Source organism: Microbulbifer maximicatervae (SeqCode), assembly GCF_052467385.1.
In genome coordinates this window covers 171,830-183,430 of the sequence record NZ_CP174311.1, presented here as the reverse complement: position 1 = coordinate 183,430, position 11,601 = coordinate 171,830, and the positions used below count along the sequence as shown (strand labels likewise).

At 48.9% G+C, this 11,601-nt stretch carries 13 protein-coding genes; 7 read left to right on the top strand and 6 right to left on the bottom strand.

All coding sequences use genetic code 11. The features are described from left to right. Nucleotides 1–97 precede the first annotated feature (97 nt). The 3 genes from ACJJIR_RS00845 (at nt 98) to ACJJIR_RS00835 (ending at nt 1,780) form a co-directional block, all read left to right on the top strand. Nucleotides 98–391: a putative quinol monooxygenase gene (locus tag ACJJIR_RS00845; RefSeq protein WP_282930872.1), complete on the top strand. Its 294-nt coding sequence runs from the start codon at nt 98–100 to the stop codon at nt 389–391. 317 nt (nt 392–708) lie between these two features. Continuing rightward, nucleotides 709–939, top strand: a complete 231-nt coding sequence (locus ACJJIR_RS00840) for a DUF350 domain-containing protein (RefSeq protein WP_108734840.1) — start codon at nt 709–711, stop codon at nt 937–939. Nucleotides 940–943: 4 nt separating this feature from the next. Further along, nucleotides 944–1,780: a transglutaminase domain-containing protein gene (locus ACJJIR_RS00835; protein ID WP_282930871.1), complete on the top strand. Its 837-nt coding sequence runs from the start codon at nt 944–946 to the stop codon at nt 1,778–1,780. Between the two features lie 50 nt (nt 1,781–1,830). Here the strand turns inward: ACJJIR_RS00835 and ACJJIR_RS00830 are convergent, their stop codons facing one another. Continuing rightward, nucleotides 1,831–4,224, bottom strand: a complete 2,394-nt coding sequence (locus ACJJIR_RS00830) for a zinc-dependent metalloprotease (RefSeq protein ID WP_444906976.1) — start codon at nt 4,222–4,224, stop codon at nt 1,831–1,833. Between the two features lie 184 nt (nt 4,225–4,408). Between ACJJIR_RS00830 and ACJJIR_RS00825 the strand changes: the two genes are divergently transcribed. After that, nucleotides 4,409–5,194 carry a DUF2884 family protein gene (locus ACJJIR_RS00825; RefSeq protein ID WP_413663664.1) on the top strand — a complete coding sequence of 262 codons (786 nt, stop codon included), beginning with the start codon at nt 4,409–4,411 and terminating at the stop codon, nt 5,192–5,194. A 70-nt stretch (nt 5,195–5,264) separates the two neighbouring features. On the opposite strand, the gene ACJJIR_RS00820 is transcribed toward ACJJIR_RS00825, so the two are convergent. Further along, on the bottom strand, nt 5,265–6,206 hold the full coding sequence (locus tag ACJJIR_RS00820; RefSeq protein WP_444906975.1) for an alpha/beta fold hydrolase: 942 nt from the start codon (nt 6,204–6,206) through the stop codon (nt 5,265–5,267). 278 nt (nt 6,207–6,484) lie between these two features. After that, nucleotides 6,485–7,873 (bottom strand): pyridoxal phosphate-dependent decarboxylase family protein, encoded by a 1,389-nt coding sequence (locus ACJJIR_RS00815; protein ID WP_444906974.1) that lies wholly within the window; start codon nt 7,871–7,873, stop codon nt 6,485–6,487. Nucleotides 7,874–8,185: 312 nt separating this feature from the next. Here ACJJIR_RS00815 and ACJJIR_RS00810 point away from each other — a divergent pair, with 312 nt between their 5' ends. Continuing rightward, a complete protein-coding gene (locus ACJJIR_RS00810; protein ID WP_444906973.1) occupies nt 8,186–8,722 on the top strand; it encodes a DUF998 domain-containing protein in 537 nt (178 codons plus the stop codon). Nucleotides 8,723–8,730: 8 nt separating this feature from the next. On the opposite strand, the gene ACJJIR_RS00805 is transcribed toward ACJJIR_RS00810, so the two are convergent. Next, nucleotides 8,731–9,423, bottom strand: a complete 693-nt coding sequence (locus ACJJIR_RS00805) for an ArsR/SmtB family transcription factor (protein WP_444906972.1) — start codon at nt 9,421–9,423, stop codon at nt 8,731–8,733. An 89-nt stretch (nt 9,424–9,512) separates the two neighbouring features. Here ACJJIR_RS00805 and ACJJIR_RS00800 point away from each other — a divergent pair, with 89 nt between their 5' ends. Both ACJJIR_RS00800 and ACJJIR_RS00795 read left to right on the top strand, forming a co-directional pair. After that, complete coding sequence (locus tag ACJJIR_RS00800; RefSeq protein WP_444906971.1) at nt 9,513–9,851, top strand: NIPSNAP family protein; 339 nt, start codon at nt 9,513–9,515, stop codon at nt 9,849–9,851. Then, entirely contained in the window at nt 9,851–10,153 is a 303-nt protein-coding gene (locus ACJJIR_RS00795) for an antibiotic biosynthesis monooxygenase family protein (protein ID WP_444906970.1), read from the top strand. Before ACJJIR_RS00800 ends, ACJJIR_RS00795 begins: the two co-directional genes overlap by 1 nt. Nucleotides 10,154–10,236: 83 nt before the next feature. On the opposite strand, the gene ACJJIR_RS00790 is transcribed toward ACJJIR_RS00795, so the two are convergent. Both ACJJIR_RS00790 and ACJJIR_RS00785 read right to left on the bottom strand, forming a co-directional pair. Further along, nucleotides 10,237–11,448: a DUF3570 domain-containing protein gene (locus ACJJIR_RS00790; RefSeq protein WP_413663670.1), complete on the bottom strand. Its 1,212-nt coding sequence runs from the start codon at nt 11,446–11,448 to the stop codon at nt 10,237–10,239. Further along, complete coding sequence (locus tag ACJJIR_RS00785; protein WP_413663671.1) at nt 11,384–11,599, bottom strand: DUF4266 domain-containing protein; 216 nt, start codon at nt 11,597–11,599, stop codon at nt 11,384–11,386. Before ACJJIR_RS00785 ends, ACJJIR_RS00790 begins: the two co-directional genes overlap by 65 nt. Nucleotides 11,600–11,601 lie beyond the last annotated feature (2 nt).

Sequence of the window (11,601 nt, the reverse complement as noted above, 5' to 3'; positions counted from 1 at the left end):
GGAGGCAGCTAAGCTGTTCACTAGGTCTCCTCTGAAAGGATCAAGGAAAAGAGTACAAACCTTAATCCAACACATATTGAAACAAAGAGGTGTTCACATGAGCAGGCTCACTATCGTTGCCAACATTAAAGCCAAGGCCGACAAAATTGACCTGGTGAAATCTGAATTGTTAAAACTCATTAATACAACACGAGCAGAAGCTGGTTGCATTAATTACAACCTTCATCAAGACAATGACAATCCTGCACACTTCCTGTTTTATGAAAATTGGGAAACTCGCGATCTGTGGCAAACCCACATGAACAATAAGCACCTGGAAGACTATATGAAGGCAACCGAGGGCGCCGTTGAAGAGTTTGTATTGAATGAAATGACCGAGATTGATAACTAATCAAACTCGGTGTGTTATCCAGGTTCCCGCCTGGATAACACCGAGCTAATAAATACACTTCTTCAAAAGGCTTTCCCGGTAAATTAAGCGTAAAATCCCTTCGACGGAGCAACTCTTCGTCTAGAGCTATTCCCCAATAGCAACCCAGCCAAATAAAATACTAATCAACAAGTCCGGATTGCCAATTAAGGTTGATAATCACCTGTAAATTAAGCTGTCGGTTTATCTGGGTCGGCCATCCTTTGCACTCAATCAGACCCTATGCTTAAATTATTCCATTAACAGTCACTAATAAACATAATTAGCCTGAAGGATTTATGGAACTGGAATTTTTAACGGCAACCCTGTTTAACCTGGGCATTAACCTGATTTATACGCTGCTAGCGTTATTTATTGGTATCACCGCACTGATTACCATTGATAAGAAACTGCTTCGCTCTGTAGATATCGAAGGCGAGCTAAAAAATGGCAATATCGCCGTATCTATATTTGCATCAACCATATTGATATTTGTTGCCATCATTATTTCGTTTGGCCTCAAGGGATAGCACTATGCGCAAGTGGCTGGCTATCACACTGATACTTTCCCTCGCACTGATCACCCCTGAACTTGTACGGCGAGCGAATACACAGGAGCCGCCAACTAAAAGCACACCGGAAATCCCCCTTTCCGATAATTTACGGAGCTTTGGTAGCAGCGGCAGTCAGTTAGCCAGTATTGTGGACTCACAACAAGGTGTAGTGCGAGTGGTGGGTACCCGCTACCCTCTGGAAGAAAAAACCATCCAGAAAGTAGTCGACAAACGCTCACTGGAAGAGAGCGCTCATGTCTCAGTGTGGAACTGGCAGGGAATTGAGGCGGCGACAGCGTCCGCCCGGGGACTGGACCAGCAACACCACTTTGCCAACAGCTACCTGGTGGGGTTCAAGCCCTTTAAGACTCAACAGCTTTGGGTGCCTCTTTATACACTGGCTATGAATAAAGAGTACCAATACGATCACCTGCAATACGCCGGTTTGTCAGACATTTGGCAAACATCCCGGCAGGCCTATTACCAAAAGCGTGGTGACTGTGAAGACCACGCTATTTTACTGGCAGATTGGCTGATCGAATTGGGAGTTGATGCGCGGGTGGCACTCGGAACCCATAAAGGTCAGGGTCACGCCTGGGTAGTGGCCATCTTGAACGATCAAGAGTACCTGCTGGAGGCAACCAGCAAACGCCGCCAGACCAGCTGGCAAGCCATGCCCCTGGCAGCGCTGGCGGAGGGTTACGATGCGGAATTTCAGTTTAACCGCCACTTTTTCTGGGCGAAGAAAAACCCAACCCCCACTCGACAATACCGAGGAAATCACTGGGTAAAGAAGTCCCAGTTTATTCGCGGTTAATGCCCAAAGGGGGTGAGCGTTTACAGCCCACCCCTTTTATCCGTTTCAGATCAGATCGGAGATCCTGGCGGCAACGCTTTAACCGCACCAGGTTTTACTTCCAGCTTGCCCTGCTTAAAGGCATCGATGCGCTGTGCCTCATAGTAATAGTGCGCACTATAGCCCTCAGGATCATCGCCAAACAGCCGCATAGAACCAATTTCCTGAAGAAGTTTTGCCAGCTCCAAATGCGCTTTGGCCCGCACTGATTCGTCTGCCTTTGCATTACTGGCCAGTAACATCAACTGCTCGATATAGGCGTGATTAACCCGCTGGTGCACACTCGCCTGCAGACCGGTATAACCCTCACCCTGCAGAGCCAGCGCGCTCAAGCGCTGCAATAGGCTAGCAAACCCCGGTACCTCACTGCTGCGGGCACTCTGTTGATTCATTCGCGCCGCGCGCTGCGGGTCCATCAGGATTGATAGCGTATGCCCAGCAGCCGCTTCCGCCAGAGCCACCCCATCAAAAGCTACCCCCGTATATGAGGGGAAGCTCTCGATAGTACGTTCGTAGCCATAGGACTTGGGCGGAATCAGCTGCAAGACCTGCTCCGGCAAGGTGAGAAACTGCGGCGAAAGTGTATCCAACAGTGCATCAATTGCCCGCTGTTGTCGCTCTGCGGGCACCAGGGTATAGCTATTTTGATCGGTACCGTTGTAGACATAGTCATAGTCCAAGCCACCAATCAATTTGCCCACAGCCTCCGCCTGGTAGCGATGACCGTAGTACACAGGCACCAGGGTCTCTTCCAGGTCAGAGCGGGGCGCGGATAACGGCGCTGCCGCCGCAGAGAAGTTATCCAGGGCATGACGCCTCAAGTCGACCATCCGCTGGAATTCCATCAATGGGTCGGTGCCGTTGTCCCAAAGGTGTGAGACTGCGTGAGCATTATTGATGGTGCGGGAGTCCGGGTCTGAAATAAAGCGCAGCTCTTGTTCCCCGGCCTCAGCGATAACACTGTCGAGATAACTTTTTTCATCATCGCTCTCGCCATAGCCGTAGCGAACCGCCAACTTATCCCAACTGCCGATGCCAGTGGCGTAGGCATCTGTCAGGTCCAACTTACCTCCCAGCAGAGAGACCAGCGGAGCCGGGTAATCCATTACTGAAGCGCGCTCTTCGCTACTGGCAGCAAAGTTGTGCGCCAGCCCCAGGGTGTGGCCTACTTCGTGAGCGGATAGCTGACGGATACGGGCCAGGGCCATATTCTTTAGCTGCTCAGTACTGACGGTGTGGCCGCGGTAGGGCTGTACAAGCCCTTGAGCAATCAGAAAGTCCTGGCGAACACGCAGGGACCCCAAGGTAACATTGCCTTTTAGAATTTCGCCGGTGCGGGGATCGTAAACCGAATAACCGTAGGACCAACCGCGAGTGGAGCGGTGTACCCAATTAATCACGTTATAGCGAACATCCAAAGGATCGACGCCCTCCGGCAGAATCTCTACGCGAAACGCATTTTTAAATCCTGCTGCAGCGAATGCCTGGTCCCACCAGCTCGCCCCTTCGATCAGGGCGCTGCGCACCGGCTCAGGAACTCCGGAATCTACGTAGTAAACAATCGGCTCCACAACCTCATCGCTACCCGACTTCTTCTCCAGTCGATGACGGTAGATATAACGCTGGTCCAGAGGCTCTTCAATCGCCGTAGCGTAATCTCGATAAGCGAACGGGAAGTAGCCACTGCGGCTGTGAAAACGGCGGGGCTCATAGTCGTTATCCGGCAATTCAATCAGGGAGATATGCTGGCGCAGGGACACCAATGTAGGGGTCGGAACCACTTCGCGCAGATAGTTTCCCGGAGCTGATCCAGCAAAAGTTAACTGGGCCTCAAACTCACTGTTCTTGGGAAAGTTTTTTGTGCGGGGCAGATAAACTGCTGACTTGCTCTTATCCACACTGTAACTGCCCTGCTCTGCGCCCTTGAGACGTGTAGCAATGCCGTGCTGATCGCTCAACAGGAAGGGCGTAAAGTCCACCAGTACCGCCTTATCGCTCTGGGCAAGCACCTTGAAGCCCCAGAGTACGGACGAAGCGAAAGCTTCCTCAACCGCGCGGCGCTCAGCCGCATTTGCTGATTGGGCACGGTATTTCAGGTTCACCTGATGCAGTAAAACCTTGTTACCCGACTGCTGGAACTTCACCAAGCGGCTCTCACCCACTTGGTTGCGATCCAGGCCCACTGGGTTTGAGCCCAGTCCCTGGGCCAGCCCGGTGAGCAAGAGCAACTCGCGCTCAAACTCATCGATCTCCAGCAACACCCGGCCGTTAGCCTCGTCCCAGTAAAAGTCGTGGAAGCCGCTGTGCCTATGCATGCCTGCGGTGTACTCCGCGATGCTCCCGGCCTGTGCCATTGTGCTGACTATCAAGAAGCACAGTGCGGCAATGTGCCTGCTTATGAACATTGAATACCCTCAATTTATTAAGTGTTATGGGCTAAAAATACAGAATACCCACTGGAACATCCACGCCTGGCCATCACTCCCCGGGCCTGCGTCAGGAAAAAATGAAAAATATTTCTAGCTGCCTGCATCTGTCCGGCTACTCAGACGCGTCACATTGAAAAGACACACAATAGGAAACCGGCATATGTGGAAGCCAATCGCACTTTCAACCTTGATAGGCCTCGGTATCAGTACCCAGGCAATGGCCCACGATTCTTTTCATGTCGATACCAGCACCTGCACAGTGTCTACGAATTACGCTATTGAAGTAGGCCCGGACTTCTTTACCGTCGATGGGGAAGACGGAAAACTGGTGACATTTCAGCTGCCCAACCAGCTATCAGTGGATGGTGAGTTGCTGTCCCTCAATTCTCAGCAGGAGCAACTGCTTCAGGAATACCGCCAACAGCTACACATCGCCGGTCGCGACACACTGGTACTCACCCTTGAGGCGGTCGATATTGCAATGGATGGCCTATCCATTGCCATCAGCACCCTCGCCGGGCCGGACCACCCGGATATCCTCGAACTCCAACAGTTTTCCGCCGACCTGATCCAGCGCACTGAGGACCGCCTCAATCGAGAGGGCGAAATCTACCAGCTGGGAAACGAGGAAATGGGTAACTATATAGAGAAAACCATCTCTGAAGAGTTTGAACCCCGTATCGAACGCCTCGCTATGGAGTCCGCGGGGACTATTGCCTGGCATGCCTTCAAAGCTGCCTTTACCGGCGGGGAAAGCATTGAAGAACAGGCCACTGAAGAGGCGGAGCGCTTACTGGAACAGCGCGGTAAAAGTATTGAGCAGTCTGCAAACCGCTTGTGTACACAATTGGAATCCATCGATCGACTGGAAAGCGACCTACACCAGCAGGTACCAGAACTCAGTCACTACGACATAGTGAAAGCCGGCCTGGTTGTCATCAATTAGGCGCTCTTGATTTTCATCCCCCCAAACTCGGCCGCACTGCGGCCTCTTTTTTAAATTTTTCACAGTATTGTCACAGCCCCTGACGCTGCAAAAACTCCATTGCGTCGGTGACACTTTGTTCAGCATTTTCGACATGGGACATATGCCCCATCTTCTGATACACGATTAACTCTCCATTAGGCAACTTGTCAGAGAAATACTTTCCTACGGACAAGGGAATAATTTGATCTTCTGCCCCCCAGATAAATAAAACTGGAATTTTAATAGTCTCCAAGTCCGGCAACGGCTGGAAATTGATTGTGGCATTAGCAACCAAATTGATCGCTGTACCGCGGTTCTTCTCATAGCGGGAAAGCAAATAGATTCGTTCCAGCATTTCCCCCGGCAGAGCCTGCGGATTGTAGAAAAATTTGGAAGCCAGCATTTTTCTCAATAATCCACGACTACCAATGTGCGCAACCATTTTTCGCCCCCAATGGCTGGTGGCAAATCGAGCAATACCAGCAGGCATTTCCAGTCCCTTGCCACATTTATAACCACCGGGAGAGACAAGAATAGCGGCCTTGGGTATATTCGGATGTCCTGTTAAATAGCGTAAAACCCCATTTCCACCAAATGAATGGCCAGCGATCACATAGTCCCTAAGTTTCAGGGTTGCGACAAATTCTGCAATAAAATCGGCAAAATGCTTAGGTGTATAAGTGCCTCCTGGTAACGGGTCGGTCAATCCATGCCCAGGTAAGTCCACCAAAATAACATGATATTTTTCTACCAATTTTGTCGCCCAGGCATTCCAGGCGCTCAGTGAATCACCACCACCGTGAAGGCAAAGTATATTAACGCCATCAATTGGCCCCATCTCGCGATAATTAACGGATAAACCACCGGCTAGCGTAAGTTGATTAAAAGAGAATTTCAGTAGCTCATTGCGACTTAAACTGGGACTACAAAACGCCATCCACAGAAGCCAGAGTAGAATTAGAAAAAGAATTAAAACCAGCCAAAAAGTCATCGTTCTACCCGAGCCCCTCACCTTTATGCGCTGAAAAAGTGGCTGAGTTGGCGGAAATAGTAATACCGCAAGCAAAAGCTTGAAAATAATGGCCCAGATCCGCGCCCATTCAACAAGGATAGACGGCTCTCGCCACTGAAACTGGCTGCTACCGCCAAAGGTGGAAACAAGAGGGCCTCCAAATAATTCACCAACTACCCCAGCCTGACCTAAAAGACGTAAACATTAAGTGCTATTTACTTTAGAAGGCCCCCTAGTACTTCAAGTCACACAAAGGGTTATCTGGACATCTGAGCCTCCGTCGCCCGGCAAATAGCATCCAGGGTAAGGGCAATATCATTATCGGTAGTCGCCCAGGAACAGACGCTAATACGCAGGGCCGCTTTTCCTCTCCAGGTAGTCGTTCCAAACCAGCAAACGCCCTCCTCCTGTATGGTCCTGACTATCTCTTGAATGTCTTCCGCAGTGCCAATAGTTGCCACCACCTGGTTTAACACTACATCGTTAAGGATCTCATAGCCCATTTCTGCCAGGCCTTCGCACAGATGCTGGGCATGGATACAGCAGCGATCAATCATCGCCGCTACTCCCTTCGGGCCCATCTCCTGAATCGCCGCCCACACTTCCACCCCTCTGGCCCGACGTGAGAATTCTGGCACCATATCCTTGGGGGGCACCAGCGATCCCACTTGCAAGTATGGCGCCTGGGTTGTCATCACATTGTGTACAGCCCCCGGCTTTCGACAAATTGCCAAACCGCAGTCATAAGGCGTATTTAGCCATTTATGAGCATCTACAGCCCAGGAATCTGCTTGTTCTACTCCAGTAGTCAACACTGATTTCACTGGAGATGCCGCTGCCCACAAACCAAAGGCACCGTCGACATGTACCCAGGCACCTTTGGATTTAGCTTCGAGAATTATGTCTGCAAACGGATCAAAACTGCCGGAGTTTACGTTGCCCGCCTGAAGGCAAATAATGGTGGTTTCATCAACCTCGGGAAAAGTATCTGCTCGCACCCTCCCCTGTTCATCACAGAGCGCTTTAATCACCTGATCCATACCAAATCCAAGAATAGAGAGCGCCTTGTGAACTGTGACATGGGACTGTTCAGAAACAACAATACGCAGTGGCGGCGCACCGGCTAGCCCGCTTTTTGCCAGGTCGATATTTAATTTTTGATAAAGCGTATTTCGCGCAGCAGCCAAGCACACCATATTGGCCATAGATGACCCTGTGGTGAAACCCACACTACTTTCCATCGGCAAGGTTAACAATTCCAATATCCAGTTTGCCGCAATACGCTCCAGATAAATTGCAGAAGGCGCCGACGCCTCCAGAACCGCCACTTGGTCCCAAACGGCGTTCATTACCGCCGCGCCCATAGAAGCTGGCGTAGCCCCACCTACCACCAATCCGAAAAATCGCCCACCTTTACTGGCAACTGTTGCCGGAGAACCATAACGATGCAGGCTCTCGACAACAGCCTCTGCCGGTTCCCCAGCCCGGGCCAAGTCGCTGTTAAAAAATTGCATTTGATCAATATCAAAGGCGGACGGACTTACGCGGCGATCGCGAATATCGGAAACATACTCCTCAGCGTACCGCGCTGCCAGGGATAGTACTTCTATGGCATTAGAAAAATTTTTGCTGTCATTATTATCCATCTTCGCCCCCTCAACTCCTTTTCCAGTACCTGATCTAGTATAAAAAATTAATTACTCTATTAGACTTAAACTAATAAAAAATTAATTAAAACGATACGAACAATAAGGACAAAAACACCTATCTTTATGGCAAGAATCGCTTTTAGATAAAGTTGAAATAACAATAAACCTGGCACGTTTGAAGACAAGGATTAACTTGAAAGGACTTTTTATCTAGTGCTATCTTCTGCCCCAACATAACCAGTCGGGGCTCATACAGTTTTTGCTTACTTGGGGTTTATCTCGCTGGTATGGATGGTTGTAGGTGTTACATTGGCAGGAGCAAAATACTCTGGCTATAGCCATTCAAGACAATTCTGTAGCGAACTAGGAGCCGTTGGAAGCCCAACCCAGAAGCTCTCCCCCCTCATTAACAACTACCCACTTGGCATATTATTCTTCTTATTTGGCCTGCATATAATTCAAATTGAACAGGCCCCAGTTGTACTTACCATCATTGGAGTTTTAATTATCATCCACGGTATTGGAACCTGGGTTGCGGGTTATTTTCCTATGGATGCAGATCCCTATACAAAAACCCCTAGTCTTGAATGCCAGATACACTCCTGGGCGGGGATGCTTATGTTGTTGTCTTTACTCATTGCGCCATTGCTAAGTACTTTCAGTAGTTACTTCTCAATAGAATTCAGGCTATTTAGTACAGCCTGCTTGCTCGCTTCTATCTATTTTACTGTTACCTTAAAAAAAGCCTACGAAGAAAAAACCAACCCCGGTCTGCACCAACGTCTCAGCTATGGAGCACAGTTGATATGGTTAACGGGGCTTTCCTTTAATCTGATAACGAGCTGACAAATAATTTATAGCAACTTGGAGTGATCAATCTGATAACGCTTCGAGAACAGTAAAAGCCCCTTCTGGGAGAAAGTAATCGCCCTGGAGTCCGCTCTTCTTACCGCCCACTGCTTTGCCAAGGCATCTTCGAGTATCCATTGACCCAAGCTGCCTGCAAGGTGGCTTTTTCGTTCGCTCCAGTCTAAGCATGACTTGCAAACAGGGCGCTTACGCTGCTTAAAACTAGCTACGGCTGCCCCTCGCTCCTGAAAAAATATTTCACCCTCTCTAGTCAAGGAAACTTGCTGTGATTGCTCGGAGAGCAACTCACTAGCCAAGAGGGCCTCGTACAATAGTACACCAGCCATTCCTGCTAAATGGTCATAGCAGATGCGGGACTTCCTTAAATCTGGATCTGCGGGTCCAGTGGTAACTTTTTGAGGTACCAGGGTGCTACTCAGATTGAGCAGTGCCTCTAGCGCTTCGGCAACTTGATGACTCGCCAGCTGAAAGTACTTGTGCCTACCCTGCTTGCGAACTATCAGCAGCTTGCTATCTACCAGCTTGAAAAGATGGTTACTTGCAGTCTGTGCAGTCACATCAGCCTCACAGGCTAACTCTGTTGCTGTCAGTGCTTTTCCACTCATAAGCGCCATCAATATTTTTGAGCGCGCCCGATCCCCAATCAAACTGGATATTACCGAAATGTCAGGTTCCATGGTTATCCTCGCAACAGTTCGCTGAACACCGAAGTATAGAAAATTAAACCATCTAGAATGCCAGCAAATTATGAATAGAGGCAACTTAGATGACTGTTACCTGTTTTATTGAATACAAGATCGATCCGTTTAAGCTTGATGCTTTCCGGCAGTATGCTGAGAACTGGGGCAAGATCATTCCCAATTGTGGCGGACGACTATTAGGATATTTTCTACCTTCTGAGGGCACCAACTTTCAGGCCTTTGGTATTATTAATTTCGATAGCTTGGCTCATTATGAACAATATCGAAAACTGCTTAAGCAGTCTCCTCAGGGCAGTGAAAATTTTCAGTTTGCGACGAGAGAGAAGTTTATTCTTGAAGAGAAGCGAAGCTTTTTAAATGCTGTGCCAGAAACCTACCTGAAGTTCCCACAGGAAAATCACTGATGATCGCCGTCATATTTGAAGTTACACCAAAGCCTTCAGGAAAAGACAAATATCTGGCCGTTGCAGCCGACCTAAAAGAACACCTAACCAGCTTCGATGGATTTATCTCTGTCGAGAGATTTCAAAGCCTCAATCAGCCAGAAAAAATTTTGTCACTCTCTATTTGGCGGGATGAAGAATCTGTAGTGAGCTGGAAAAATCACAAGGCTCACTGTGATGCACAACACCTAGGAAAAAAACAACTATTTGACACCTATCGTATAAGGATTGGAAAAATTCTTCGGGATTACTCTATGCAATAAATCAACAGTCAAATTTGACTCAAACTATAAAGCCTCTGCATCTTGTTCTTTTACTGAAAAACAGAACGCAGAGGCCCCCATTCCTAAAAACGTACCGACCAAAATAATCGAATTACATTGGCAGAGAAACTATAAGCGGGTTCGTCACCGGGACTGATAGATGTAGCTGAACCGTGTACTGTGACATCGAGAAAGTCATCGTAGTCAAATAGAATATGATCCCAGTAAAGATTAATTGTATTCCTGCGATTTAATAGAGACCAGCGCCGTGGCAACTCATAGGACACTCCCAGGCCAAGGGCCAAGGTTGTGAAATTGCTCAACTCCTTATCACGAGCACGAAAGTTGGTAGCGTTGAGATAGGGAAAAAGGTCGCTGTAAAAATCTGCACTACTCTGCTGATAGTAACGGATCTTTCCTTCAAAAACCCACTCGTCTTGTTCTTTCCAAGGATGGGTATAGCGAAACTCTACATTGTCTGCAACGATTCCCCAACTATCCGCATAGTGTCGATACTCCCCTTTAATCGCTGCGCGATAGGGCAATCTATATTTGGCCCTTAGGGCAACCGCATCACTGTTTCGAGTTCTGGGGTAAACCTCGGCCTGATAGCTAAATCCTGTTCCAGATGCTTCATCGAGATACCTAACACTGCGATAAGGGTTGTTGAGATACCCTTCATCCGATACAGTTTCGACACTCACCTCTGCAATCAGCTTTTGCGTGAGAATCTGATTCCAACTAAATGCGTAGCGACGGTGTTGCGCTTCCTCGGCAAAATTATCGTCGCCATTGCGGAACACATCATCACTTCCGTAACTAACCCGCAGGTCGATAGTACTTAAATCGCCAAAGAAACCCTGACTGATGCCGAAAGCAACGGTTTGTGCCTCGTAGTCATTCTCAGAACTGTTGGTGTACCCCACGCTGATCGTAGTTTTATCCACCAGGTAGTCAGCGCCCAAAGAGTACTCATCCCGTTGCTCCGAATACTCACTGGCCGTGGCCTCCACATCAATAGAGGCCCCGGAAATCATGTCCACATAGTAATTGGCAGACAGGGAAACATTATTGCCAACATTCTGGCGAATCAATACTGAAGGCCCATCAATGGTCACTCCACCACCGCTATAGGCGTGATACATATTGTCTGCCCGCTCTTCGGGAAGCACTGCGGCCACGGCAGCGAGCGGTGCCAAAAATGCCAACCCGCCCCAGCGAGATAGAAGCTTAGTTACAACCACATCCACCTCCACTGCCTCCTTCAGCTCCACGCGCAGCTTCGCGAGCTTCATACACGTGATTCATATAGCGAGCAGCTACCGGATCCTGCTCAAAGCCCATAATAGGATCCGCAAGAAATTGCCGTTCGTAGGGTGCAATCCACGGGTTAACAGTGCAACCTGTACTCATCAAGAAAGTGCAAACTAGCAATAGTGCACGCATGA